The organism is Hyphomonas sp. BRH_c22, assembly GCF_000961795.1.
GTDB lineage: Bacteria > Pseudomonadota > Alphaproteobacteria > Caulobacterales > Hyphomonadaceae > Hyphomonas.
In genome coordinates, this window is record NZ_LADU01000114.1 from 1 (window position 1) to 25,784 (window position 25,784).

A 25,784-nucleotide genomic window follows, 5' to 3' on the forward strand; every position below is an offset into this window, starting at 1 on the left:
GGGCATCCGGTTCAGGGTCGAGCGCGCGGGCCAGCCGGGCCGAGACCGGCGCGCGGAAGGGTTCCGTGCCCGGCTCGTCCCCGACCCAGCGGACGCGCACATTGCCGAAGGTGTCGACGCCGAGCATCAGGTCGCGCCCGGTTTCGCGTTGCCAGCGTCCGATCACCCGCAACTGCCACCACAGCCACGGCCAGAACAGGACCATGACATGGGCATAGAGGCGGGCGTGACGCGAATGCATGCGGCCCAGTATAGTCCGGGACCGGAAGTGTGGGACAATTTTGCCGGAAGGCGCGTGGCGGCGGCAGGTTGCGGGTACGAAATGGGGGAGAGAAGCCTCTCCGCCGTGACGGGCGGAGGGGCGGTGGGGGTCAGGCCTGTGGCAGGCGCTGGTCGTATTCGGCCTTGCGGGCGAGCCAGGCTGGCCAGAAGGGCGAGGGATCCGTTCCCCGCATGCGGGCCACGAGGACATCGAGATGGGTGTGCCAGCCGGAGCTGACATTGAGCAGGGTGTTCCTGTCCGGCACGCGGCGGTGGATGAGGGTGAGCAGCACCTCGCCGCCCTGCGGGGTGAGGGTGAAGGAGACCTCGCTCTGTTCGCCCCATGTGATGACCAGAAGGCGCGGGGCATCGACCGTCACGATACGGCATTTCATGCTGTGTTCGGCGCTGAAGCCTTCGGGGCGCTGGCCCGGCGGATTGGTGAGCGTGTCATTGCGCCAGGTAAATTCGAAGGGGGCGCCTTCGGTAAGGTCCATCACGCCGGAGGCGAGCCATTGGCGGCGCAGGTCCGCATCCGTGATCCAGTCCCAGCACCGCTCGATCGGGCCGGGCAGCAGGCGCTGGATCTTCAGTGTGGCAGGCTCGATCAGCGCGCCATAGGGGTCGAGTTTGGTGAGGTGGGGCATGCTATTTTCCTTTCGGCCTGGGAGATTGCGGGGCGGGCGATGCTTCGCGCATGAGGCGTTCCAGTTCGGCGAGGCGGCCGGTCCAGAAGTGTTCGTAGAAGACGAGCCACTCGCTGGCGCTGGCCAGCGGCCCGGACTCCAGCCGGCAGATATGCGTGCGGCCGCGCACCTCGCGGCGGATCAGCCCGGCCTTCTCAAGCGACTTGATGTGTTTCGAGGCGGCGGCGAGCGACATCTCGAACGGTTCGGCCAGCTGGCTGACCGTCTGTTCGCCGTCGGCCAGCTGGCGCAGCATGTGCCGCCGGGTGGCATCGCCAAGGGCGTGAAAGACGGTGTCGAGCTGGAGGGCGTTTTGTTCAACCATATGGTTTAATATAATGCGGGCGCGCAATAGTCAACCGCTTAGTTGAATATTTTTCTGGGGGGTGACAGCGCCTGCCTCACGGTGATGGCTTGCGTTCGGGCGGGTGATCGGGCTGGGTTGGGGCATGACCCCTTCGCCTGACCGCGCCGAAACGCCCTCCCCCGCCCCGCCGAAACACTTGTCGAAAGGCGAGCTTTACCTCCTGTCGGCGGCGACGGCTGTGGTGACGGCGAACGCCTATTACATCCACCCGATCATTGCGGTCGTGGCCGATGATTTCGGCGTCAGCCATGCGATGATCGGCATGGTGCCGGCGTTCAACCAGATCGCGCTGGCGCTGGGCATCCTGCTGCTGCTGCCGCTGGGCGACTGGGTGAGCAACCGGCGGCTGGTGTCGATCTTTGTCGCGGCCCAGTTCCTGTCGGTGGTGGTGATGGCGCTGGCGCAGGAATACTGGCTGTTCGTGACCGCCTCGACCGTGCTCGGCTTTTTCACCATCGCGCCCTACCTGTTGCCGACCTATGTGTCGAAACGCGTGGCGGCGGGCGACCTTGGCCAGGCAACGGCGATCATCACCACGGGCATCATTACCGGCATCCTGGTGGCGCGCGCGGGCGCCGGCGTGCTGGGCGAGCATTTCGGCTGGCGCAGCGTGTATTACGTCACCGCCGTGCTGATGATGGCGGTGACATTTGCCCTGCCGATGATCATGGAGAAGCGGGATTCGCGCACTGTGGCGGCACCGGGGCAGAGCTATGCCGGGCTGATCGCATCGATTGGTCCCATCGTGCGACAGAACAAGGAAATCCTGCTCTCCGGCACCATCCAGGCGCTCGGCTTCGGCATTTTCCTGTCCGTGTGGATGGGCCTTGGCCTGCACCTGACCAGCCCTGACATGGGCTATGGCGTGGACACGGTCGGCTATCTGGCGCTGTTTGCCATCTTCAACGTGTTCACCACGCCGCGCCTTGGCGCATGGGCCGACAAGGTGGGCCCGCGCCGCGCAAGGCTGACCGTGGCGACGACGCAATTGTTCGGCGTGACGCTCCTGTTCTTTTTCGGCCACAGCCTGTGGCTGTTGATGATCCCGATCGTGATCATGAATGTCGGCGGGCCGCTGATCGATGTGTGCAACCGCATGACCTTCCTGAACAAGGCGCCCGAGATCCGCACGCGCCTGATGACCGTGTACATCGTGATGATGTTCATCGGCGGCGGTGCGGCGAGCTGGGCCGGGACAACGGCCTATGACCTGGCCGGGTGGCAGGGCAATGCCGCGCTGGCCTTCGGCATGTCGGCATGCCTGTGGGTTCTGTGCTTCCTCAGCCTGCGGCGGGAGAAGAAGGACGCAAAGGCATGACGCCGCTGGCAGACCGGTTGCTGGAACTTGCCTCCCGGACGGTCGATGCGGGCGCACGGATCATCTTCATTGCCGGGCCGCAGGGCGTCGGCAAGTCGACCGCCATGGCCACGCTGACAGAGGCGATTGCGGGATCGGTCGCGCTGGCACTGGATGACTTCTACCTGACCAGGGCCGAACGGGAAGCGCTTGCCCGCGACGTGCATCCCCTGTTCGCCACACGCGGGCCGCCGGGCACGCATGATGTGGCGCTGTTGATGGAGACGCTGACGCGACTGATGGCGGCCGGGCCGGACGAGCCCATTCGTGTGCCGGTATTTGACAAGGCGACTGATGACAGGCGCCCACCGGACGCGTGGACCGTGGTGCGGGGCGCGCCGCGCGTGATCTTCCTCGAAGGCTGGCTATTGGGCGTGGCGGCAGACCCGGCAACGGCGGGGGCCCCGCCGCTCAATGCGGTGGAGGCCAGCGATGCCGACGGCACATGGCGGGCCTGCCAGGAAGCGCAACTGGCCGGGCCGTATGCGCGCCTGTGGGACATGGCCGACGCGTTTATCTATCTCGATGCGCCGGGCTTTGCGGCGGTGCATGACTGGCGGATCGAACAGGAAGAATCGACTCTGGGCCTCGCGCCCGGCACGCTGGACGCGGCACGGCGCGACTGGGTCGCCGGTTTCATCCTGCACTACCAGCGCCTGACCGAGCGCCTGCTGGCCGGGCACAGGCAAGCGGGCGAGGCGATTGCGGTGGATCGTTTCCGGCAACCGGTGTGAGCGCGGGTGCCTAAACCCGCGCCTTGACGGCCGCTGCGACGGCTTCGGCGGTGATGCCGAAATGCTTGTAGAGGGCCTGGTAGGGGGCGCTGGCGCCGAAACTGTCCATGCCGACAAAGCCGCCATCATGGCCGATCCAGCGGTCCCAGCCGAAGCGGACACCGGCTTCGACCGCCACGCGGGGCACGCCGCCGCCGAGGGTGGCCTGCTGGTAGGCCGCGTCCTGCGCTTCGAACAGTTCCATGCACGGCATCGAGACGACGCGCGCCTTGACGCCGTCTTTCGCGAGCTGGTCCTGCGCGGCAAGCGCAATCTCGACTTCCGAACCGGTGGCGATGATGACGGCCTGGGCCTGGGCCTTGCCCTTGCAGTCTGACAGGACATAGGCGCCGCGGGCGCAGAGGTTTTCGTCCGTATGCTCTTTGCGGGCGGGCTTCAGGCCCTGGCGGGTGAGCGCCAGCGTGGCGGGGCCTTCGGCATTCTCGAGCGCGAGTTCCCAGCATTCGGCCGTTTCGACGCCGTCCGCCGGGCGGTAGACGTGCATGTTCGGCATGGCGCGCAGGCTGGCGATATGTTCGACCGGCTGGTGGGTGGGGCCGTCCTCGCCGAGGCCGATGGAATCATGCGTCATCACATGGATGACGCGCGTGCCCATCAGGGCGCCGAGGCGGATGGCCGCGCGGCTGTAATCGGCAAACACGAGGAAGGTGCCGGAATAGGGAATGACGCCGCCATGCAGCGCCATGCCGTTCATCGCAGCGGCCATGGCATGCTCGCGCACGCCATAATGAATGTAGCGGCCGCTCCAGTTGGCGGGCGACAGGACAGCTGTGTGCGAGGTCAGCGTATTGTTCGAGCCGGTCAGATCGGCCGAGCCGCCGATCATTTCCGGGACGAGATCGGTGATGACTTCGAGGGCTGCGCCGCTCCACTGGCGGGTCGCCTTGGACTCGCCGCCTTCAACAACGGATTTCTTGTGCTTGATGATGGCCTTGCCGAGATTCTTCGGCAGGCGGCCGGCGATGGCGGCGCTGAACTCGCCCTTTTTCGGCGAGGCGGCGAGGCGCTTGGCCCAGGCGTCGCGATCCGGCTTGCCGCGCGCGCCAGCCTTGGCCCAGGCCTCCTCAATGGCGGCGGGGACGGCAAATGGCTCATGCGGCCAGTCGATATTCTTGCGGATGCCGGCAATCTCTTCGGGGCCATAGGGGCCGCCATGCGCCTTGCCGGTGCCGGAGATCTTGGGCGCGCCATAGCCGATGATGGTTTTCACGGCGAGGAAGACGGGCTTTTTCTGGGTCTGGGCCCATTTCAGCGCCGCGGTGACATCTTTCTCGTCATGGCCGTCAACCTTGCGGGTGACCCAGCCGGACGCTTCGAAACGGGCGCACTGGTCTGTCGAATCCGACAGGTCCGTGCTGCCATCAATAGTGACGGCATTGTCGTCGAACAGGACGATGAGGCGATTGAGCTTCAAATGCCCGGCCAGCGTGATCGCTTCCTGGCTGAGGCCTTCCATGAGGCAGCCATCGCCGGTGATGACATAGGTCTTGTGGTTGACAAGCTCGTCGCCGAAGCGGGCATTGAGGTGGCGTTCGGCAATCGCCATGCCGACAGCGGTCGCGATGCCCTGGCCGAGCGGGCCGGTCGTGGTTTCGACGCCGGCTGTGTGGAAATTCTCCGGGTGGCCAGGCGTATTCGCGCCAAGCTGGCGGAAATTCCGGATATCGTCGCGGCTGACCGACTTGTAACCGGCCAGGTGGAGCAGCGAATAGATCAGCATCGACCCGTGCCCGGCCGAAAGGACGAAACGGTCACGGTCGGCCCAGGCCGGATCGGTGGGGTCATATTTGAGGAATTTGCGGAAAAGCACCGTCGCGGCATCGGCCATTCCAAGCGGCAGGCCGACATGGCCGGACTTGGCCGCCTCTACTGCATCCATCGACAGGGCGCGGATGGCATTCGCCATATCCCGGTTTGTCACAGCCATTCTGCTATCTCCAAATATCTTCAATCGTCGTAGGCCAGACTCCCGCCGACACGTCAAGCCGCTTGGCGGATCGCTGCAATGCCGTTAGTTCATTGGAGATATGACCGAGCTTGATCCATCTGCCCGCCGCCTGGATGCGGCCATCAAGCGCCTCGAGGGGGCGCTCGACTCGCTTATGTCGCGAACCGGGGACCCGGCCGTGACCCGTGCAGAGCTGGCCGCTTTGGTTGAGGACCGTGCCCGCATGGCCGAAGAACTGGATGCGTCACTCGCCCGTGAGGAAGAATTGCAGGCCCTGGCCGACGAGGCGAGCGAGGCGCTGGGCGCAGCGATCGAGGAAGTCCGCGCCGCCCTCCGCAAGGACGGCGCACAAGCCCGGGACGAGCAGGAATAGATGGCAAAGGCGGATATCACCTTGCGCGGCCGGGCCTATTCGATTGCCTGCGCACCGGGACAGGAAACCCGCATCCAGCTGCTGGCCGAGCAGCTGAACGCGCGGGTGGACCAGATTTCCGGGGCGGTCGGCGATATTGGCGAGGAACGCCTGCTGCTGATTGCCTCGCTGGCGCTGCTGGACGAGCTGGACGCAGCGCGCCGGGCGAAACCGGGCGCGGCGCAGGCCGAGCAGAAAGTGGCCGATGCCCTGTCCAGCGCAGCCGAGCGGATCGAGGCCCTCGCGGCGCGGATTGAAAGCGGGCACTGAAACCCGCGACCCTTTGCGCATGGCCGCAAGGCAGGCGAAGGGCCATATAGACAGGTGACACAGCCGGAAAGGCCGCCATCATGCAACTCTTCCTGTCCATCGCCTTCTATGTCGGCATCGCCGCACTCGTGATTGTTCTCGGCCTCGGCATCGCCAATCTCGCCCGTACCGACGAGAACCAGGCCAGCCGGTCAAACAAGCTGATGCGCATGCGCATTTTCGTGCAGGCCATCGTGATCGCCATCCTCGTGGCACTGGGCGCGCTGGCCGGGGCGTTCAAGATCGGATTCTAGGGGGCCGCCATGGTCAGGATCGACAAGATTTACACCAGGACCGGCGACAAGGGCAAAACCCGCCTGTCGACTGGCGAGCCGCTGGACAAGTGGCATCCGCGCGTGGCGGCCTATGGCACCGTGGACGAAGTGAACGCGGCGCTGGGCGTCGCGGCGCTGCATGCCGAGGGCGACATGCTGGCGGCGCTGCGCCGGGTGCAGAACGACCTGTTCGACCTCGGCGCAGACCTGGCGACGCCCGACCGGGGCACGAAGCTGGAATGGACGCCGCTGCGCATTGTCGAGGCGCAGGTCAAACGCCTCGAGACCGAGATCGACGCGATGAACGTCAATATTGCGCCGCTGGACAGTTTCATCCTGCCCGGCGGCAGCGCGCTGGCCGCACACATGCATGTCGCCCGCACGCTCTGCCGCCGGGCCGAGCGCCAGATTGCCGAACTGTTTGCGATGGAGGATGAGGTGGTGAGCCCCGAGGCGCTGGCCTATGCCAACCGCCTGTCGGACTGGCTGTTCGTGATCGGCCGGGTTGCCAACAATGATGGCAAGGATGACATCAAATGGGTGCCGGGGGCGAACAGGTAGCAAGCTCCAGAAGGGGCTCATCCTGAGCGAAGCCTAAGGACGCGCCCCGTGCGATGGAAACCCATACGCGCGGCCCGCGCCCTATCCTTCGACTTCGCTCAGGATGAGCGCTTTTCGTGTACTCGCCTGTTCCGCATCGCGTCGCGTGTGTCGGCCATCAGGGCGAAGAGGCCGAGGGCGGGGGTGACGATTCCGTCGCCGCGATATTCCCGGTAGAGAGTATCGACATTGACGGCGATCCGCTCGGCGTCGCCCCAGCTGGCATAGTCACCGAGGGCGATGTCCAGCGCGGCTTCGCGCACTTCCATCCCGGCATCAAACCGCTTGCGGGCCTCGGCGTCGATATAGTTCAGATAATCGGCGACGCGGCGAACGCCCGCCTTGTCCGTAATCGGACCATGGCCGGGGACAATCACATCGACATCCATCTCGCAGATCCGGTCGCAGGCGCGGATCCAGTTGGAGACGGGGCCGGCCCACATCAGCGGCGTGCCGTCAATGAACAGGATGTCGCCAGTGAAGACCGTACGGTCTGACGGCACATGCACGAGCACGTCACCCGCCGTGTGCGCGGGGCCGACCTCGATCAGCTCCACCGCCTTGTCGCCGACCTTGAGATCGAGCCTGCCGGAGAAAGTGCGCGTGGGGGCGCGCTCGGTAACCCCGGCAAAATCGAACATGCCGAAAATCTCGGAGAAATAGGCCCCGGCCGAGCCCATGCCGGGCGCCATCTTGAGCAACTGGGCAAGCAGGGCCGGATTGACGTCTTCCATTTCGCGCGCGCTGGCTTCGGACGCGATGATCTCGGCATGCTGGCAGCAGCCATTGCCGTGCGTATGGTCGCCATTGGCATGGGTGTTGACGATCACGCCGATATCGTCCGGCGAGAGGCCGGTGGCGTCACCCATGGCCTTGAGCATGTCGGCGGTCAGCTTCATGTCGAACAGCGTGTCCACCAGAAGAGACTGGCCGCCATCGACGATCAGCCCCGCATTCGACCAGCCCCAGCCGCCATCCGGCTGCAGCCAGGCATAGAGCCCGTTGCCGATATCCTTGAGGCCCCTGGTATAGTTCCAGCGCTGTGCCATTCGCGGTCTCCTCGACTATTTCCGTATCAAGGCAGGCTTGGTGCCGGCTTGCAAGATCAGAAGCGTTCCAGCAGGCGGCGCAGGTATTCGCGTTCTTCCTCGTCGTCAGCCTCATTATAGCGCCGTCGCAGCTCATCGAGAATATCCTTGGCGCGCTGGCGTTCACCGGCATCCGGGATGTTGACATTCTCGCCATTATTGCCGGCGCCGGACGCATTGCGGCCGAAGGGATCGGTGGAATTGCCGGGATCGCCCTGGCCCGAGCGGGCAGCGCGCATCTCGTCCAGCGCCTCGGCCAGGCTGCTCGACTGTTCCGACAGGAGCTGGGTGGCAAGTTCCTGATTGCGTGCGGCGCGGCGTTCATTGCCCTGTTCGAGCGCCTCTTCAGCGCTCCTCTGTGCACGGCGGATATCGGCGAGCGCATCAGGATCAATCCGGCCCTCAAGGGCATTCTCACCGGTCTCTCCACCCTCGCCGAGCCCCTTTTCGCGGGCGAGCCGTTCAACCAGTTCGCCAAGGCGGGCCTGGCGTTCGGCGAGTGTCTGGCCGGACGGGCGCTCGCCGGGGCCGGACCCGGTTTCGGAATTTTCCGCCGAATCGGTTTCGCCCGAGCCTGCGCCCGGCGTTTCGCCGGGCTGAGACCCATCACCGGCCTGCTGGTTTCCGGACGGGTCTTCACCGCCCGGCTGCTGGCCTGACTCACCTGGCTGCTGGCCCTCGCCCTGCTGTTCGCCGGGGCGTTCGCCGCGCTCCTGCGCCAGCGTGTCGTCATTGAGTTGGCGCTGTTCGCGCAGGATATCGGACAGGCGCTTCATCGCATCGGTGAGTTCCTGTTCTTCCGGGGGCACATCTTCATTCTCGGCCTGCTCGCCGGGCATGCCCGGCATGCCGCTGCCGCCGCCGCCTTTCTGGAATTCGAGATTCTGCAGCATGTCGGTAATGTCGGACAGGAGCTGGCGGGCCTGGTCGGTGGCGCCGGTTTCGGTCAGGTCCTGCAGGGCCTGCAGCATGTCTTCAAAATCCTGCCCGCCAAGGTTCGGGCCGCCGGCCGATGCCTCGCCATCCTCGTTCGACGCAGGTTCCTCACCGCCATTCGCCATGGCTTCGGCCATCTTGGCGGCAAGGTAATTGTTCGCCGCATCGCGGAAGGCTTCCATGCGGCGCTTGATTTCCTCTTCCGAGGCGCCGTCGCGCAGGGCCTGTTCGAGCGCCCGACGGGCGGCCTCGAGACGGCGAAGCGCATCGGCCGCGCTGCCATATTCGGATTTCAGGGCGAGGGCCCAGAGCAGCGGATCGACCGCATCGGCCTCATCCTTGGTGCTGGCCGCCGAGAGGATCCCCTGCGCCGTACGGAATGTCAGGAAGGCCGCGATATTGGGCATGTACTGCTCGCCCTTGAAGGTGACGGCATCGAGCATCATCGCCGCCTTCTGGACGCCCGCCGGGGCCGAAGCGAGACGGTTGGCAGCCGCCGTGTTCAGCGCGTCCGGCTGGAGGGCATCGTCATTCTTCGGCAATTCTGCATAGGGCCTCGGTTCGCGCAGCACGGTGACGCGCACTTCCTGGGCGACGCGCGCGATCGGCTCGAGGAACAGTTTCTCAGGCAGGAGGAAGGGCACGGTCTCGCTGGTGCCTTCCTGTCCGGCACCATCTGTGGCGACGAGGCGCAGGTTGACGGCGAGCCCTGCCCAGCGATGGCGGGTCAGGTCGAGCTGGACGGTGTCCGACCCTTGCGTCGCGGATACGCCGGGCAAGGGCACGGGCACGCGATCTTCCGCGTCCGGCGCGGCCGGGTTCGGTTCGCGCAGGGATATGGCGAGTTCCAGCCGGGTCACGCCATAATCGTCGGCCGCGCTCCAGGTGAACGCGATACGGTCCTGCGAGCCGATGGAGGGGATCGAGACGAACTTGACGGTGGGCGGATCATCCGGCGAGGCGAGCAGGCGCCACGCGGCGCGTTCGCCCCACCAGCGCACTGACAGGCGCGTGTCTTCCTCGATCTTCGCCCGCGCCTCGAAGGCACCGTCGGGCGTGGCGAGGAAGGCCTGCTTGCGGTGCTTTTTGCCCTGCATGACGAGGCGCGGCGCGGATGGCGCCTGTGTGCGCAGCGTGACTTCGGACCCCTTCGGGACGCGCACGCCTTCAAGGCCGGGCTTCAGGAAGATCGGCGCGCGGCCGGTATGTTCGGGCGGCGTGATCCATGCCTCGACCACCATGTCATCGGCACCGACCAGCGCGCCATAATCCGGTGCCAGGGCCCGCCCGATACGGCCCGGCGCATCGGTCCAGGCGATAATCGCAATCGCGGCAAGGGCGGCCGGCAGGATGGCGCGCAGGAAATACGGGTCCAGCGCTTTCCATGCGGCATGCAGCGACGGGGCGCGCAGGTTGCCGACTTCGGCCAGGAGGCGGGCGCGGTGGTGGCGCCAGAGGCTCTGCGCCCCGCGGGACGGGTCCGCCGGGCGGTCTGTCAGCGAGGCGAGCGGGCGAAGGTCGGACTGGCGGTCAAGCGTATCGCGGGCGTCGTCCTGCGTCGGCGGCTGGTAACGCCGGAACCCGCGCAGGAAGAGCAGGGCCCCGCCAAGGAAGAAGACGAGGGTCATGACCGCGCCGATGGCAGGCTGGACGCGGTCGAACACGCCTGCCATGGCCATGGCGAGGAACAGGCAGACAAAGACGAATAGCGGCCAGAAGGCGCGGCCAAGCGCAAACAGCGTCAGCTTCCGCCATGTCGCGGAAACCTTGGCCTTGATCGCCCTTATGCCGTCCGGGTCAGCCAATCTGGCACCTGCTCCAACTCTACCATTTCGTCGAAGGTGGGTCGCCTCCGCACGATATCGAACCTGTCACCGTGGACCAGGACTTCCGGGACCAGCGGACGAGCATTGTAAGCCGAAGACAGCACGGCGCCATAGGCCCCGGCTGACATGAAAGCGAGCCTGTCGCCCGGGGCGACGGCCGGCAATTGCCGGGCAACGGCAAATTTGTCGGTCGACTCGCAGATCGGGCCAACCACGTCATAGGCGGCGGTGGGAGCATCTGCGGCCGCCTCTTCCACAGGCAGGATATCATGGTGGGCATCATACAGCGCCGGGCGCATGAGATCATTCATGCCGGCATCAAGGATCAGGAAGGTGCGGTCGGGCGCCGGTTTTTCGTAGAGGACGGTTGCCAGCATGACGCCGGCATTGCCTGCAATGACACGGCCCGGCTCGAGGATGACCTGGACGCCGAGGCCCGCCATGACTTCGGCAATCATGCCGGCATAGGCCGATGGCGGCGCAGGCGCGTCGCCCGCCTTGTAGGGGATGCCGAGCCCGCCGCCGACATCGATGCGGCTGATACTGTGGCCTGCCGCGCGCAGGCGCCCGGTCAGGCCGACAATCTTCTCGAAGGCGGCGCGCATCGGCACAAGGTCTCCGATCTGGCTGCCAATATGCACATCGACACCGACCACGGCGATGCCGGGCAGGGTGGCGGCTTCGGCATAGAGCGCTTCGGCCTGGCTCCACGGAATGCCGAACTTGTCGCCCTTCTTGCCGGTCGAAATGTTGGGGTGGCCGCCCGCGGCGACATCCGGGTTCACGCGCAGGGCAATCGGCGCCGTCTTGCCGAGGGCGCTGGCGACTGCCGACAGGAGGCGAAGCTCGCCGGCGCTTTCGACATTGAACTGGTGGATGCCGTGGCTGAGGGCGAGGTCCATTTCCGGGGCCGTCTTGCCGACGCCGGAGAACACGATCCGACTGGCCGGGATCCCGGCCTTCAGCGCGCGCTGCATCTCGCCGCCGCTGACTACGTCGGCGCCGCAGCCTTCGCGGGCAAGCGTCGACAGGATGGCGAGATTGCCATTGGCCTTCACCGAATAGGCAATCAGGCAGTCCTGGCCTTCGAACGCCCGCGCGATGACCTGGGCATGGTGGCGGAACGTGGCCGAGGAATAGACATAGCAGGGCGTGCCGACGGCATCTGCCACCGCGTTCAGGTCTACGCCTTCGCAATGAAGGCTGCTATTCTGATAGGAAAAATGATGCATTCAGGCCTGTCTATTCCACTTCGCCGAGACCGCCATCATCGATGGGCACGGTGGGTATGGTATCCGGCACGATACCGCCCCATTGGTTGATGCGTTCACCATCCTGGTCGACGGGCACGACCGGCACGACCAGCGGCTGGACCGGCGAGGCGGGCGGGGTCACGCGGGCCCCATTCATCTGGCAGGCGGCAAGCAGGAGCGCGCCAGTCAGGGACACGGCACCGAACCGCACGCGGCGCAGGGCAGGCGGCAACATGATCAGTTACCGTCTGTGCCGCCGAGCAGCTCGTCATCGGCTTCGTCGGTGGGACCGGTCTCGCGTTCCGGCAGCGGAGGCAGGTCGGATTCGGCCTGGTCCGGCAGGTTGGCGGGCTCAAGCGTCTCGTTCGGATCACCCCACAGGGGGGACGGGCGCTTCAGGTCGCCTGTCAGGCCGCAAGCGGAGAGGCTGCCGGCAGCGATCAGCACAGCAGCGAGCAGAAGAGGGCGTTTCATTCGGGTTACTCCAGTCGCAATCTCTGTTTCCACTGTGCCACTTGTTCAGCGACGCGAACAGGGCTTGTAGCGCCATAAGATGTCCGAGATGAGGCAGATGCCTCGACCGTCAGCACATCGAACACGGCTTGCGTGATCCCGGCATGGACGGCCTGCATGTCGGCCAGAGGCAGTTCGGCGAGGTCGCAGGATGTCTCTTCCGCTTTGGCGACCAGCGTGCCGGTAACGTGGTGGGCCTCGCGGAAGGGCAGGCCGAGTTCGCGCACGAGCCAGTCGGCCAGATCGGTCGCGGTGGAAAAGCCCCGCGCAGCGGCGGCGCGCATGGCATCGGGCTTGAATCGGATCGTCTCCACCATGCCGGTCATGGCGCGGACGCACAGGTTGAACGTGTCAAAGGCCTCGAAGGTGAGGCGCTTGTCGTCCTGCAGGTCCTTGGCATAGGCGAGCGGCAGGGCCTTGATGGCGCCCTGAAGCGCGCTGTAATTCGCGGTGATGAGCGCCGCCTTGGCGCGCACGAGTTCTGCCGCATCCGGGTTGCGCTTCTGGGGCATGATCGAGCTGCCGGTCGACCAGGCATCCGTCAGGTTGGCAAAGCCGAACTGGGGGCTGGTCCACAGGACGATCTCTTCGGCGAGACGCGACAGGTGCGTCGCCGCGATGGAGAGGCCCGCAAGCGCCTCGAGGGCAAAATCGCGCGAGGCAACCGCGTCCAGCGAATTGGCCATGGGCCGGGCAAAGCCGAGCGCCTCGGCGGTCATGTCCCGGTCGATCGGAAAACCCGTGCCGGCCAGCGCCGCCGCGCCGAGCGGGCATTCATTCAGCCGCACCGCGCAATCGGCGAGGCGCGACCGGTCCCGCGAGGCCATTTCGACATAGGCGAGCAGGTGGTGGCCGAGGGTGACCGGCTGGGCGGTCTGCAAATGGGTAAAGCCGGGCATGATGGTGGCGGCATGCTCGTCGGCGCGGCGCACGAGGGCAGCCTGCAGATCGGCGACCAGCGCCCCTGCCCCGTCAAGCGCCCTTCGCGTCCAGAGCCGGAAATCGGTGACGACCTGGTCATTGCGCGAGCGGGCCGTGTGGAGGCGGCCGGCCGGAGCGCCGATCAGCTCTTTCAGGCGCGCCTCGACATTCATGTGGATATCTTCCAGCTCGCGCCGGAACGGGAAGCTGCCATCGCGCAACTCGCCGAGCACAGCGTCCAGGCCGGACTGGATGGCCTCATTGTCGTCGTCGGAAATGATGCGCATTTCGGCCAGCATGTCAGCGTGGGCGCGGCTTCCGGCAATATCTTCCTCAGCCATGCGCCGGTCGATATCGAGCGAGCAATTGATCTCGTCCATGATTTCGGAGGGAGTCGCGGCAAAGCGTCCTCCCCACATTGTCTGGCCTTTGCCCTGGTTCATTGCCATATCCCTCATTCGACGCCAGGAGACCGCTTCCGATGACCCGCCTAGCCTTTATCGGCCTCTTCTTGGTCGCCCTTGCCGCGATTGTCTATGTGCTGATCAGCGCAGCGGGCGGAAAGGCGCCGTCAAATCCGCTTGAACGCCATGCCAGGGGCGAAATGGCCAAGCTGGATTTCACCTCGGCGGGAGAGGCCGCGCCTGCCGCCAGCATGTTCGCGGCGGACGGCACACCCGTCACGCTGGACGCCTGGAAGGGCAAGACCGTTCTGGTCAATTACTGGGCGACCTGGTGTGCGCCGTGCGAGCGGGAAATGCCGTCGCTTGGCGCCTTGCAGAAGGCCCGCGGGGGCGATGGGTTCGAGGTGGTGGCGATCAGTGTCGACGGGATGGACGACAAGGCCTACGCGGCCAGGCGGCTCGGCGAGCTTGGCGCGGCGAATATCACCTTCCACATCGCCCCACCTGAAAACTACGAAATCGTGTATGAGGCAGGGGTCAAAGGCTTTCCGACGAGCATCCTGTACGGACCGGACGGGCGGGAGATTGCCCGCCTCGCGGGCGATGCCGACTGGGCCTCGATCGAAGCGATCGGGTTTATCGATGCGCTCCTAGCCAAGGCCGGATAGTTCGAGCTTCACCCGGCTGACCTGCGCGGCAATTTCGCTGACCGGAGCCGGGATACTGTCGGCAAGCGGGCCCTCTGACGGCCACATGCGGACAAGCAGTTCCAGTTCCAGGACCAGCGGCTCTGATTCCGGCGTGCCGAGGCGTTTGGCAATATCGCGCGCAACCACCGAGAAGCCATAGGCGTCCTGATATTCCCCGGCATTGTCGATGACGCCGTTCACGACGCCAATCGTGTACTCCTCGAGACAGGTATCCATGAGGAAATCGATCTGGCCGACCGGGTCGCCATTGGCGTTCTGCTGCAGCAGGCTGATATTGGCTTCGGCTGCGTCGAGCTGGGGCGCGATTTCATCCGCCGACTTGCCGGCGTCGAGCGCGGCTGACACATTTTCGAAAATGGCGGCGTCAAAGCCGAGGGCATCAATGCCCGCGCGTTCAGCCGCATGGGTTTCCGAAACGGGGTGCAGCAGGTGGCGGGCGGCCTGGTCAGGCGCACCGGCGCGATACAGGGCGAGACCGGCGGCGACATGGCCGGACATGAAGGCCACGCGCTTGTCGACCGGAAGCGTCTGCATGTCAGCGTGACCCGCCATGGCACCGCCTTCGCCGCCCCCTTCACCGCCTTCACCCGCCATTGATGCGGGGGCATCGGCCAGCTTGGGAGCGGGCGGGTCAGCCTTGACCGGCGCATCCCCCGGACCGCCGCAGGCGGCCGAGCCGAGCAAAGCGGCGCCGAGGCCAAGCCCAATCCAACGTTTCGGGGTATAGGTCATCGTCGCAGCTCCGGGGTTTCGATTGCGCGCTGAACCTACGCCCGATACGCTAGCACCTGCAAGTCATTCTCAATAACTTTCAGCGGGATTTTACAGTTCATGTTCCTGACCATCGCCAATCTGCTGAATGCGCGCGACCTGGCCCGCGTCCGGAAAAAGGCCGAGACCCTGAACTGGGTTGATGGCACGCGCACGGCCGGAGGGCGGGCGAGAGCGGTGAAGCGCAACCTGCAGGCCAATCTGAGATCCGTGCCCGGCGAGGCGCTGCACGCCTTCCTGATGGAGGCCATAGTGTCCCATCCTGTGCTGGCTGGCGCCGCCCAGCCGCACCGTTTCTCCCGCCTGATGCTGAGCCGGACCGGAGAGGGCGGCTTCTACGGCCGCCATGTCGACAATGCGCGGGTCGGCGCCGGTGACGAGCGGGTGCGCACCGACCTGTCCTTCACCCTCTTCCTCAGCGAACCGGACACCTATGATGGCGGCGAACTGGTGGTCGAGACGCAGGGCGGCCTACATGCCGCCAAGCCGGCGGCGGGCGACCTTGTGCTCTACCCGTCGGGCGACATCCATGAAGTGCGCCCGGTAACGCGCGGCGAGCGGCTGGCCTGTATCGGCTGGATCGAAAGCGCCGTGCGCGATCCGCAGGCACGCGAGGCCTTGTTCGAACTGGAAAATTTGCGCGCCTCGCTCGCGGGCAAACTGGCAGCGAATGATCCTGAGCACCTTGTGCTCGACAAGGTGATCTCCAACCTGCTGCGGCGCTGGTCCGGCGGGTGACGGCTAGGGCGAAACTGCCCGGCGTGCGCCCGCGGGGCACCAGTCCGGCTTGTCCTCACCGCCATCATAATTCCATGCCTTGTGGGTGCCGCCCGCAATCAGGGCCTGCGCGACATCCCTGCCGCCGATTTTGAGATCGACGACCTGGCGCCCGTAACGGTCCGGCCCGTAGGCGCGCGAAATGACGATGTCCCTGTCGCGCGTCAGTTCGACGGCCGCCTCCTTGGCGGTGTAGCCGAGCACGCGCTCGGCTTCGCATTTGGCGCCGCCGCGCTGGCGCAGGCTGCCGGTTTCCGGGGAATCGACATCATGCAGGCGGAATTTCGTGCCGTCCGGCAGGCGGCCGCTGTCGCCGTCCGACCAGTAGACACTTGCGGGACCGTCCGTGGCCGCCTGTGCAGCCAAGGCCACGATCCCGGCGCAGGATGCCAGTATGAGGGCCGAAGCGACCCAGGGTTTGATGGTGAACTTGAACGCCATGCCAGCCTCCTCGGATGAGGAGGGGAAGCTGGGCGCCGCGGGTTAAGCGGGGGTTAAGTCCCGTTACCGGTCACGGCATTAGCGATGGACTACCGCGTCGGGACGGGGAATTCGCCGGAATAGTCGTAGAAACCCTTGCCGACCTTCTTGCCGACCCAGCCGGCCTCGACATATTTCACCAGAAGCGGGCAGGGCCGGTACTTGGTGTCGGCAAGGCCGTCATGCAGGACCTGCATGATCGACAGGCAGGTATCGAGGCCGATAAAGTCTGCCAGTGTCAGCGGGCCCATCGGGTGGTTGGCGCCAAGGCGCATGGCCGTGTCGATCGATTCCACCGTGCCGACGCCTTCATACAGCGTGTAGACCGCCTCGTTGATCATCGGGACCAGGATGCGGTTCACGATGAAGGCCGGATAGTCCTCGGCATTAGTCGTGGTCTTGTCGAGACGCTCGGCGAAGGTGATGGCGGTTTCGTACGTGTCCTGGCTGGTCGCGAGGCCGCGGATGACTTCCATCAGCTTCATCAGCGGCACCGGGTTCATGAAATGCATGCCGATGAACTTGTCAGGCCGGTCGGTGACCGAGGCGAGGCGCGTGACGGAGATCGAGGATGTGTTGGTGGCCAGATAGGTGTGCGCGGGCACGATTTCGCAGATCGAGCGGAAAATCTGCTCCTTGATTTCCCGCTTCTCGGTCGCCGCCTCGATGACGAGGTCGGTTTCTTCGAGCGCCTTGATGGAGGAAGACGTCCTGATGCGCTTGAGGCCGGTCTTCATGGCCTCGTCCGTGATCATGTGGCGCAGGACCTGGCGGTGCATGTTGCCTTCGATCGTGGTCACGCCCTTGGCCAGCGCATCGTCGGATATATCGGTCATGATGACGTCATAGCCTGCCAGCGCGGCAACATGGGCAATCCCATTGCCCATCTGGCCTGCGCCGATCACTCCAACGGTTTTGAGCTCTGCCATGTGCGTGTCATCCTGAACGTGCAAGTTTTGTTACACCAAGCTCATATCCTTTTTGTGCAGTGCGTCAAAGATCAAGCTTCAGTCAGCAGAATTCACTGCGTTGTGCGCAGCCTGTGGCGCGCAGGGCACAGAGGCCGGACGAGGCGGCCCAACAAAAAAAGCCCGGCGCAAGCGCCGGGCTTCAAGCGTTTGGGAGGAAACGCAGTATTCTAGAGGGCGGCGGTCAGTTCCGGCACCGCATTGAAGAGATCTGCCACGAGACCATAATCGGCGACCTGGAAGATCGGGGCTTCCTCGTCCTTGTTGATCGCGACGATGATCTTGGAATCCTTCATGCCGGCCAGGTGCTGGATGGCGCCCGAAATGCCGATGGCGATGTAAAGTTCCGGCGCAACGATCTTGCCGGTCTGGCCGACCTGGTAGTCATTGGGCGCATAGCCCGCATCAACCGCCGCGCGCGAGGCGCCGACAGCTGCGCCGAGCTTGTCGGCGAGCGGGATGATCACTTCCTGGAACTTTTCGGCAGAACCAAGAGCGCGGCCGCCGGAGACGACACGCTTGGCGCCGGTGAGTTCGGGGCGATCCGATTTCACCATTTCTTCCGAAACGAATTCCGACTTGAACGGGCCGGAAGGCGCCGCAGCGTCTTCGATCGAGGCCGAACCGTCATTGCCGGCCGCCGGGAAAGCCGTACCGCGCACGGTGATGACTTTCTTCGCGTCGGAGGATTTGACCGTCATGATCGCGTTGCCGGCATAGATCGGGCGCACGAACGTGCTCTGGTCAATGACTTCGACGATTTCCGAGAGCTGCATGACATCGAGCTTTGCGGCGATGCGGGGCGCGATGTTCTTTCCGGTGGTGGTGGCGGCGATGAAGACGGCGTCATAGTTGGCCATTAGCGGCACGACGAGGGCTTCCATGGCTTCGGCGGTCTGCTTGCGCAGGCTGTCGCCTTCGGCCTTCAGCACCTTGCGGACGCCGGAGACCTTGGCCGCTTCCGGGGCCACTGCGCCAGCGTTTTCACCGGCAACGAGGATGTCGACGTCGCCGCCGAATTTCGAGGCGGCGGTGACAACCTTGTGGGTCGCGTCCGACAGGCCGCCATGGTGGTGTTCAGCAATTACGAGGACGGCCATTACACAGCTCCTGCGGTTTTGAGTTTGGCGACCAGCGCGGCCACATCTTCGACCTTCTCGCCGCCCTTGCGCACAGGCGGCTCGGTGACGGAGATGACGGTGAGGCGCGGCGAGATGTCGACGCCATAGTCTTCCGGCGATTTCTCGGCGATCTCTTTCTTCTTGGCCTTCATGATGTTCGGCAGCGAGGCATAGCGCGGCTCGTTCAGGCGAAGGTCAACCGTGACGATGGCTGGCAGGGTGAGCGCAACCGTCTGCAGGCCGCCATCGACTTCGCGGGTGACGGTCAGCTTGCCGCCATCCTTTTCCAGCTTGTAGGCGAACGTGCCCTGCGGCCAGTCGAGCAGCGCGGCCAGCATCTGGCCGGTCTGGTTGGAGTCGTCATCAATCGCCTGCTTGCCGAGCAGCACGAGTTCCGGGCTTTCTTCGGCAACGACCTTGGCCAGCAGCTTGGCCACGGCCAGCGGTTCGACGGTCGCATCGGTCTTGATCAGGATGCCGCGATCTGCGCCCATGGCGAGCGCCGTGCGCAGGGTTTCCTGGGCCTGCTGGGGCCCAATGGAGACAACCACGATCTCGGTGACCGTGCCGGCCTCTTTCATCCTGACAGCCTCTTCGACGGAAATCTCGTCGAACGGGTTCATGGACATCTTGACGTTTGCGAGGTCGACGCCGGACTTGTCCGGCTTGACGCGGACTTTCACGTTATAATCGATCACGCGTTTGACGGGCACGAGGACCTTCATGCGGTGCTCCCTTTGGTTTCGAGGGGTTGAGATAGTGCGCCGTGACTAGCCGTCCGCCGCCAAAGACGCAAGGTTTACGTTGACGTTCAGGTCAATTTGGCGCGGTTTTCATTTCGCAATGGAACGATTTCGTGTTCGAGGCGCGCTTGTTCAGCGGCATACTTTCGCGCGGCCTTGCCTGTGCTGGGACTCGGCACCCTGAGGGGCTCATCCTGAGCGAAGTCGAAGGACGAGCGCGGGCTTCCAATATTTACCGCCCGGACCTCGTCCTTCGACTTCGCTCAGCGACTGTCTTGGGGGTCAAGCGGTTTGCCATGATTTTTTGTCCCTGATGATGGCGTTGAGGATGGTGAGTAGTTTTCTGGCGACGGCGATGAGGGCGAGCTTCTTTGGTTTTCCGCGGGCGATCAGATCGTCGCGGAAGGTTTTGAGGGTTGGGTTGTAGCGTGCGGCGACCATGGCCCCCATGAACAGGGCCGACCGGACGCTGGCGCGCCCGCCGCTGATGAAGCTTTGCCCGCGCCACTGGCCGGACTGGCGTGTGTAAGGCGCCAGTCCGGCCAGTGCCGCAATCTGACGTCTGTCCAGGCTGCCAAGTTCAGGCAGCTCCGCGATTAGTGTCCGGGCGATCTGATCCCCGATACCGGGCACCGAGGTCAGAAGGTCAAGGGTCTGTGCCCATACCGGCGAGTTGCGGACGGCCTCATCAATGCCGCCATCGACACTCGACAGCTCCTTCTCCAACGCCCGGACGAGCCGGGCAATCGACTTCTTCATGCGGGGAGAGGCACGATGCTCGCGTTGGCGTTCGGCGACAATCATCGCGATGATCTGGCGCCGGCGGCTGACCAGGTCGGCCAGTTCCCGCGCCTGTGCATCCGGCAGCGCCCGCACAGGCGGGCGGACCGCCTGTGCGAACAGCGCAATCACCCGGGCATCGACCTTGTCGGTCTTGGCCCGCTGTCCGAGACTGAACGCAAACGCCCGCACCTGAGCCGGGTTGACCGTGACAACGTCCAGACCGGCCGCCGCCAGACTGGCGGTCACCACCGCCTCGAGCCCGCCGGTCGCCTCCACCACCGCCAGGCAACGGCCCTGAGGCCGCAGGAACCCCGCCAACTCATCCAGCCCGTCCGCGTCGCGGCGAAAACGTACGGCCTGTCCCGATGGCTCGACACTCACATCCAGCCAATCCTTCGAAACGTCTATACCTGCATAAATGTCCATCGGATCCCATCCTTGCCTAAGCGGGCTCGCCTTGCGGCCCTGGCGACTGTTCGGGGTCGATGAACCGGCGGGTTGCGATCCTCGCTGAGCTGCGGGCTTCAAGGCCCAAGGATGAGACGGACTGCAACCCGCCGCCGCACCGCCAACAATAGCACATGTGCGAAGTGCTGAGTTACAAGGATGAGCACTTCGAAAGCGCGGCTCGACTACCCGCAATCATACTCCGCTTCCGCCCCTCCATCGGGCGTCATTTCCAGTGACACGAAGCTGCAGCCCTCCGGCGCTGCCGCAATCGCGGCCTCCTCCAGTTCGGCCTGAGTCGGCGGCCCGGCGCTGGCTACGCCAAAACTGCCATCCGTCTTTATCGTGAATTTCAGCTTGAAGCCCTGTCCGGCCATCGGCGCGGCAAGGAAGGCATAATTCTGCGTCCCAATGGTCTGCGGCACGAGGCCGTCCCATGCCGACGCGCTCCAGCCGCCGCCGGAACTCGCGCAGGCGCCCAGCCACATGGCCGCAGCCAGAATCGGAAATCTCATCTCATGTCCTTCCACGACAGGCATGGGAGGCACACTACATGCAAACAGGAAGGATTAGAACTTCACTTCAGGCGGTGTGCTGAGCGCCTCGCGGCCTTCAAGGCCGACATCGAAGAAGTCACGCGGCTCGAAGCTGAACATCCCGGCAATGATGGAGCCGGGGAACTGCTCGCGTGAGGTGTTGTAGTCCTGCACGGCGGAGTTGTAGAAACGCCGCGCCGCGGCCAGCTTGTCTTCGATCGCCGAGAGCTCGTTCTGCAGCTGGATGAAGTTCTGGTTCGCCTTGAGGTCCGGATAGGCTTCGGCCAGCGCGAACAGCTTGCCCAGCGCGCCGGTCAGCATGCCTTCGGCCGCAGACATCTCTGCAGGGGTCGATGCCGACTGCGCCGCACTGCGCGCCGCGATCACCTGCTGGAAGGTTTCCTGCTCGTGCTTGGCATAGCCCTTCACCGTCTCGACAAGGTTCGGGATCAGGTTCTGGCGCTGCTTCAGCTGAACGTCCACGTCGGCAAAGGCCTGATTGACCCGCTGGCGCTTCATCACCAGGCCGTTGTAGATCAGGATGACAAAGCCGACGACGGCGACCACTGCCGCCAGAACGATTAGAATGGGGCTCATGAGCCGTCCCTCCACAAAATCAGATACACATGGCCTAGCGGCCAGACGCGTTTTGCGCAAGTCAGGCCAACCCGCTGGCTCTTACCATTCAAGTTTGCTTAAACTGGCGCCATGTCCGACGCTGCCACCCTCGCGCGCATGATCAACGCGGCAACGCGCGTGATGGTTTTCACCGGTGCGGGCATCTCGACCGAGAGCGGCATTCCCGATTTCCGCAGCCCCGGCGGCGTCTGGTCCACGATGAAGCCGATCTACTTCCAGGATTTTGTCGCCTCGCGCGACCAGCGCCGCGAAGCCTGGACGCGCGTCTTCAACCGCTCGGCCGGCTGGGTCGGCGCCAGCCCCAATGCTGGCCACCGCGCCGTGGCGCGGCTCGTCGCCTCGGGCAAGGTCGGCGCGGTGGTGACGCAGAATGTCGACAACCTGCACCAGGAGTCCGGCGTGCCGCCAGAGCAGGTCATCGAGGTGCACGGCAACGCCACCTATGCGCGCTGCCTCACCTGCGGCAAGCGCTACGAGATCGAAAAGCTCAAGCCCCGCTGGGAAGCGGACGAGGACCTGACCTGCGTGTTCTGCACCGGCCTGATCAAGACCGCGACCATATCGTTCGGCCAGGCCATGCCGGAAGACAAGATGGAACGCGCCGCTGAAGAAGCCCTGCTCTGCGACCTCTGCCTTGTGCTTGGCTCGTCCCTCGTCGTCTACCCCGCCGCCGGCATCCCGCTGGAAGCCAAGCGCAACGGCGCCAAACTGGTCATCGTCAACCGCGAACCCACCGATCAGGATGCCTATGCGGACCTGGTGCTGAACACGGAGATCGGGCCGCTGATGAATGCCGTGCTGGAGCAGCTGTCCAACTGACCCAAGCATGAAGGGCTGACTGCGGGCAGTCCTTCATTGATTGCAGAAAATGCCGGACGCCTGCCTAGTCGGCCTTCTTGATTTCGACACGCCGGACCTTTTCGACCTTCTCCGGCGATTTCGGCAGCTCGACATGAATGACGCCGTTCTTGAAGGTCGCCTTGATGTCGCCCTCTTTCACGTCGTTCGGTAATTGCAGCGAACGCTTGAACATGCCGTAGGAACGCTCCGAATACTGGATGCCGTTTTCCTTCTTGTTTTCCGCATGTTTGCGCTCGCCCTCGATCGTCAGGATGCCATCGGCGACATTCACCTCGACTTCGTTTTCGCTCATGCCCGGCAGGTCAGCTTCAATCAGATATGCAGTGTCGGTTTCGGAAACCTCGATTTCCGGCATGCTGATTGCGCCATTGCCTGACGCAAAATGCCGCTCCAAGCCGTTGCTCTGCCAGACATCCTGAAACAGGCGGTCAATACCGCGATGCAGTGTTTCAAAGGGATCGTTCGACGGACCAAGAACCGGAAGGTTCGACCTGTTTCCGAAGGGAATCAAATCACGGAATGACATTTTAAGTTCCTTTCCAAACTGGTTATCGACGCGCGGCCCTCAGCCCCTGTCAGGACAGGGCCGCAGGGAAAAATTTAGTCACGCCCCGGCTGAACTCAATACGTGAGTTCACCTAAGCTCGGTCCATTAACGCTTATTCATGGCGCCCGCCGGACTGGTTGCCTGTCGCGGCCCTTGTGGCGTGTCAGCCGTTAAACGTGCCCGTCCGCGGGAAGCCCTTCGGCACGGTCTTGCCGGCCTGGGCCCGCTTGCCGATCCACTCTTCCCATTCCGGGAAGGCACGGTGGCGCCCGCCAGCCATCACGATCAGGCCGTCGCGCTTGTCGAACGTCATCAGGTCGGCCAGCGTGTCCTTGCCGCGATAGGCCTGCAGCTTGTTGCCCTTACCGCGCGCCATTTCGGGCAGCTCGTCGAGCGGGAAGATCAGCATCTTCCGGTTTGATCCGACCACGGCCAGCATGTCGCCCTCAACCGGCATGCAAACGTTCAGCGTACCCTCGCCGGTATTGACCGCCTGCTTGCCCGCCTTGCGGTTGGATTCCAGTTCCTTCTCGTCGACCACAAAACCATAGCCGACGGTCGAGGCCATGACGCGCTTGCGGCCCTCCTCCAGCTTGAACATCGCAACGATATCCACGCTGTCCTCCAGCTCGATCGACAGGCGGATCGGCTCGCCATGCCCGCGCCCGCCCGGCAGCTTGTCGGCCATCAGCGTGAACGCCCGGCCATCCGACGCCATCAGGATGATCTTGTCCGTACTCATCACTTCTTCGCTCAGGTACAGCTCGTCGCCATCCTTGAACTTGGTCGCATCCGGGTCCAGGCCGTGGCCCTTCATCCCGCGTATCCAGCCCTGCGCCGACAGGACAACCGTCAGCGGCTCCTTCGGGCGCGAGGCTTCAAGGGCAGCGGCCAGGTCCACATCCGGCGCGTCTTCAAACTGCGCGCGGCGATCACCCAGCGCCGGGTCTTCGGTCAGCTGGTCACGCGCGGCCTTCAGCTGCTTGGAAACGCTCGTCCACTGGCGCGCGGTCGACCCGATCAGCTTGACCAGCTCGTCGCGCTCCTCGACCAGCTTGGTGTGCTCGCCACGGATTTCCATTTCTTCCAGCTTGCGCAAGGCCCGCAAACGCAGGTTCAGGATGGCTTCGGCCTGGATGTCGGAAATCCCGAACCGCGCCATCAATTCCTGCTTGGGCTCATCCTCTTCGCGGATGATGCGGATCACCTCGTCGATATTGAGATAGGCGATCAGGTAGCCGTCGAGCAGGTGCAGGCGCTTCTCGATCTTGTCGAGGCGAAACTCGGCGCGGCGCACGACCACTTCGCGGCGATGCTCCAGATAGGCCTTCAGCACGTCCTTCAGGCCCATGACCTGCGGCGCGCCCTTGTGCAGCACGTTCATGTTCATGCTGAAACGCGTTTCCAGGTCGCAGACCTTGAACAGGCTTTCCATCAGCACGTCGGGTTCCACCGTCTTGGCGCGCGGCACCAGCACGAGGCGCACGTCCTCGGCGCTCTCGTCGCGCACATCGTCCAGCAGCGGCAGTTTCTTCTGCTCCAACAGCTCGCCCAGCTTCTCCAGCAGGCGCGATTTCTGCACCTGGTAGGGAATCTGCGTCACGATGATCTGGTAGGTGCCCCGGCCGGTATCCTCGACCTCCCATTTCGCCCGCATGCGGAAGCTGCCCCGGCCCGTCTCATAGGCGTCGAGCATGGATTCACGGGATTCGACGATCACGCCGCCTGTCGGGAAATCCGGCCCCTTCACGAACTGCATCAGGTCAGCCGTCGTCGCCTTCGGCGTCTCGATCAGGAAGCGCGCGGCATCGATCACCTCGGCCGCATTGTGCGGCGGAATGCTGGTCGCCATGCCCACCGCGATACCCGTCGCACCATTGCAGAGCAGGTTCGGGAAGCCCGCCGGCAGCACGACCGGCTCTTCGTCATTCTCGGCATAGTTGGCGCGGAAATCGACGGCGTTCTCGCTGAGGCCATCCAGCAGCAGTTCCGCCGCATGGGTCATCCGCGCTTCGGTATAGCGATAGGCGGCTGCGCTATCCCCGTCGATATTGCCAAAGTTGCCCTGGCCATCGACCAGCGGGTAGCGGACGTTGAAATCCTGCGCCAGGCGCACCAGCGTGTCATAGATCGAGCTGTCGCCGTGCGGGTGCCAGTTACCCATCACGTCGCCGACAATCTTGGCGCACTTGCGGAAACCGCCTTCGGGATCCAGCTTCAGCTCCCGCATCCCATACAGGATGCGCCGCTGAACCGGCTTCAGGCCGTCACGCACATCCGGCAGCGCGCGGGAGGTAATGGTCGAGAGCGCATAGGCGAGATAGCGCTTCGACAGCGCCTCACTCATGGGTTCATTGATGATCCGGTCTTCCGGGCCACCGTCAAGCAGGTCGGTCATTCTGGCCTCTTTGCATCTCGTGCCACATTCTGGTGCAGGGGCCCGGTCTATAC

Annotated in this window: 28 protein-coding genes and 1 pseudogene; 9 read left to right on the plus strand and 20 right to left on the minus strand. The window is 64.5% G+C overall.

Going from position 1 to position 25,784, the window contains the following annotated elements; translation table 11 throughout:
• The 3 genes and pseudogenes from VR74_RS15475 to VR74_RS15485 form a co-directional block, all read right to left on the minus strand.
• Window positions 1-241: pseudogene (locus VR74_RS15475) on the minus strand (hypothetical protein); the annotation flags it as partial.
• A 130-nt stretch (window positions 242-371) separates the two neighbouring features.
• Window positions 372-908, minus strand: coding sequence for an SRPBCC family protein (locus VR74_RS15480; RefSeq protein ID WP_045698355.1), 537 nt, complete (start codon window positions 906-908; stop codon window positions 372-374).
• A 1-nt stretch (window position 909) separates the two neighbouring features.
• On the minus strand, window positions 910-1,272 hold the full coding sequence (locus VR74_RS15485) for a metalloregulator ArsR/SmtB family transcription factor (RefSeq protein WP_045698357.1): 363 nt from the start codon (window positions 1,270-1,272) through the stop codon (window positions 910-912).
• A 124-nt stretch (window positions 1,273-1,396) separates the two neighbouring features.
• Here VR74_RS15485 and VR74_RS15490 point away from each other — a divergent pair, with 124 nt between their 5' ends.
• A complete protein-coding gene (locus VR74_RS15490; RefSeq protein ID WP_045698358.1) occupies window positions 1,397-2,632 on the plus strand; it encodes an MFS transporter in 1,236 nt (411 codons plus the stop codon).
• On the plus strand, window positions 2,629-3,405 hold the full coding sequence (locus VR74_RS15495) for a hypothetical protein (protein ID WP_299950821.1): 777 nt from the start codon (window positions 2,629-2,631) through the stop codon (window positions 3,403-3,405). The genes VR74_RS15490 and VR74_RS15495 overlap by 4 nt, the downstream gene beginning before the upstream one ends.
• A gap of 10 nt (window positions 3,406-3,415) precedes the next feature.
• On the opposite strand, the gene tkt is transcribed toward VR74_RS15495, so the two are convergent.
• Entirely contained in the window at window positions 3,416-5,392 is a 1,977-nt protein-coding gene (tkt, locus tag VR74_RS15500; protein ID WP_045698360.1) for a transketolase, read from the minus strand.
• A gap of 100 nt (window positions 5,393-5,492) precedes the next feature.
• Between tkt and VR74_RS15505 the strand changes: the two genes are divergently transcribed.
• The 4 genes from VR74_RS15505 (at window position 5,493) to VR74_RS15520 (ending at window position 6,970) form a co-directional block, all read left to right on the plus strand.
• A complete protein-coding gene (locus VR74_RS15505; protein WP_045698362.1) occupies window positions 5,493-5,786 on the plus strand; it encodes a DUF4164 family protein in 294 nt (97 codons plus the stop codon).
• Window positions 5,787-6,095 (plus strand): cell division protein ZapA, encoded by a 309-nt coding sequence (locus tag VR74_RS15510; RefSeq protein ID WP_045698364.1) that lies wholly within the window; start codon window positions 5,787-5,789, stop codon window positions 6,093-6,095.
• Between the two features lie 80 nt (window positions 6,096-6,175).
• Window positions 6,176-6,388 carry a twin transmembrane helix small protein gene (locus VR74_RS15515; RefSeq protein ID WP_045698366.1) on the plus strand — a complete coding sequence of 71 codons (213 nt, stop codon included), beginning with the start codon at window positions 6,176-6,178 and terminating at the stop codon, window positions 6,386-6,388.
• 9 nt (window positions 6,389-6,397) lie between these two features.
• A complete protein-coding gene (locus VR74_RS15520; RefSeq protein WP_045698368.1) occupies window positions 6,398-6,970 on the plus strand; it encodes a cob(I)yrinic acid a,c-diamide adenosyltransferase in 573 nt (190 codons plus the stop codon).
• Window positions 6,971-7,068: 98 nt separating this feature from the next.
• On the opposite strand, the gene VR74_RS15525 is transcribed toward VR74_RS15520, so the two are convergent.
• Genes VR74_RS15525 through argH form a run of 6 tightly spaced genes read right to left on the minus strand, consistent with a single transcriptional unit; the run spans window position 7,069 to window position 13,989 of the window.
• On the minus strand, window positions 7,069-8,058 hold the full coding sequence (locus VR74_RS15525) for an MBL fold metallo-hydrolase (protein ID WP_045698370.1): 990 nt from the start codon (window positions 8,056-8,058) through the stop codon (window positions 7,069-7,071).
• Between the two features lie 56 nt (window positions 8,059-8,114).
• Entirely contained in the window at window positions 8,115-10,838 is a 2,724-nt protein-coding gene (locus VR74_RS15530) for a DUF4175 family protein (protein WP_045698372.1), read from the minus strand.
• Entirely contained in the window at window positions 10,817-12,091 is a 1,275-nt protein-coding gene (gene lysA / locus VR74_RS15535; protein ID WP_045698374.1) for a diaminopimelate decarboxylase, read from the minus strand. The genes VR74_RS15530 and lysA overlap by 22 nt, the downstream gene beginning before the upstream one ends.
• A 10-nt stretch (window positions 12,092-12,101) precedes the next feature.
• Window positions 12,102-12,347 carry a hypothetical protein gene (locus VR74_RS15540; protein ID WP_045698375.1) on the minus strand — a complete coding sequence of 82 codons (246 nt, stop codon included), beginning with the start codon at window positions 12,345-12,347 and terminating at the stop codon, window positions 12,102-12,104.
• 2 nt (window positions 12,348-12,349) lie between these two features.
• A complete protein-coding gene (locus VR74_RS15545) occupies window positions 12,350-12,586 on the minus strand; it encodes a lipoprotein (RefSeq protein ID WP_045698376.1) in 237 nt (78 codons plus the stop codon).
• A 5-nt stretch (window positions 12,587-12,591) separates the two neighbouring features.
• A complete protein-coding gene (gene argH / locus VR74_RS15550; RefSeq protein ID WP_299950823.1) occupies window positions 12,592-13,989 on the minus strand; it encodes an argininosuccinate lyase in 1,398 nt (465 codons plus the stop codon).
• Window positions 13,990-14,027: 38 nt separating this feature from the next.
• Between argH and VR74_RS15555 the strand changes: the two genes are divergently transcribed.
• Window positions 14,028-14,618, plus strand: coding sequence for a TlpA disulfide reductase family protein (locus VR74_RS15555; RefSeq protein WP_045698378.1), 591 nt, complete (start codon window positions 14,028-14,030; stop codon window positions 14,616-14,618).
• On the opposite strand, the gene VR74_RS15560 is transcribed toward VR74_RS15555, so the two are convergent.
• Entirely contained in the window at window positions 14,601-15,392 is a 792-nt protein-coding gene (locus VR74_RS15560) for a hypothetical protein (RefSeq protein ID WP_045698380.1), read from the minus strand. The two genes, VR74_RS15555 and VR74_RS15560, sit on opposite strands and share 18 nt — an antisense overlap.
• A gap of 99 nt (window positions 15,393-15,491) precedes the next feature.
• Here VR74_RS15560 and VR74_RS15565 point away from each other — a divergent pair, with 99 nt between their 5' ends.
• Window positions 15,492-16,169, plus strand: coding sequence for a Fe2+-dependent dioxygenase (locus tag VR74_RS15565; protein ID WP_045698382.1), 678 nt, complete (start codon window positions 15,492-15,494; stop codon window positions 16,167-16,169).
• Window positions 16,170-16,172: 3 nt separating this feature from the next.
• On the opposite strand, the gene VR74_RS21185 is transcribed toward VR74_RS15565, so the two are convergent.
• The 7 genes from VR74_RS21185 to VR74_RS15600 form a co-directional block, all read right to left on the minus strand.
• On the minus strand, window positions 16,173-16,649 hold the full coding sequence (locus tag VR74_RS21185; RefSeq protein WP_299950825.1) for a thermonuclease family protein: 477 nt from the start codon (window positions 16,647-16,649) through the stop codon (window positions 16,173-16,175).
• Window positions 16,650-16,738: 89 nt separating this feature from the next.
• Window positions 16,739-17,617, minus strand: coding sequence for a 3-hydroxybutyryl-CoA dehydrogenase (locus VR74_RS15575; RefSeq protein ID WP_045698384.1), 879 nt, complete (start codon window positions 17,615-17,617; stop codon window positions 16,739-16,741).
• Window positions 17,618-17,826: 209 nt separating this feature from the next.
• Entirely contained in the window at window positions 17,827-18,756 is a 930-nt protein-coding gene (locus VR74_RS15580) for an electron transfer flavoprotein subunit alpha/FixB family protein (RefSeq protein WP_045698386.1), read from the minus strand.
• On the minus strand, window positions 18,756-19,502 hold the full coding sequence (locus tag VR74_RS15585; RefSeq protein ID WP_045698388.1) for an electron transfer flavoprotein subunit beta/FixA family protein: 747 nt from the start codon (window positions 19,500-19,502) through the stop codon (window positions 18,756-18,758). The genes VR74_RS15580 and VR74_RS15585 overlap by 1 nt, the downstream gene beginning before the upstream one ends.
• Window positions 19,503-19,802: 300 nt before the next feature.
• On the minus strand, window positions 19,803-20,729 hold the full coding sequence (locus tag VR74_RS15590) for an IS110 family transposase (protein ID WP_045694239.1): 927 nt from the start codon (window positions 20,727-20,729) through the stop codon (window positions 19,803-19,805).
• 206 nt (window positions 20,730-20,935) lie between these two features.
• Entirely contained in the window at window positions 20,936-21,265 is a 330-nt protein-coding gene (locus tag VR74_RS15595) for a hypothetical protein (protein WP_045694241.1), read from the minus strand.
• A gap of 54 nt (window positions 21,266-21,319) precedes the next feature.
• Window positions 21,320-21,883, minus strand: coding sequence for a LemA family protein (locus VR74_RS15600; protein ID WP_045694242.1), 564 nt, complete (start codon window positions 21,881-21,883; stop codon window positions 21,320-21,322).
• Window positions 21,884-21,994: 111 nt separating this feature from the next.
• Here VR74_RS15600 and VR74_RS15605 point away from each other — a divergent pair, with 111 nt between their 5' ends.
• Entirely contained in the window at window positions 21,995-22,744 is a 750-nt protein-coding gene (locus VR74_RS15605) for a Sir2 family NAD-dependent protein deacetylase (protein ID WP_045694244.1), read from the plus strand.
• A 64-nt stretch (window positions 22,745-22,808) separates the two neighbouring features.
• Here the strand turns inward: VR74_RS15605 and VR74_RS15610 are convergent, their stop codons facing one another.
• Together VR74_RS15610 and parC are read right to left on the minus strand one after the other, a co-directional pair.
• Window positions 22,809-23,312, minus strand: coding sequence for an Hsp20/alpha crystallin family protein (locus tag VR74_RS15610; RefSeq protein WP_045694245.1), 504 nt, complete (start codon window positions 23,310-23,312; stop codon window positions 22,809-22,811).
• Window positions 23,313-23,496: 184 nt separating this feature from the next.
• Complete coding sequence (gene parC, locus VR74_RS15615) at window positions 23,497-25,731, minus strand: DNA topoisomerase IV subunit A (protein WP_045694247.1); 2,235 nt, start codon at window positions 25,729-25,731, stop codon at window positions 23,497-23,499.
• Between the last annotated feature and the right edge of the window lie 53 nt (window positions 25,732-25,784).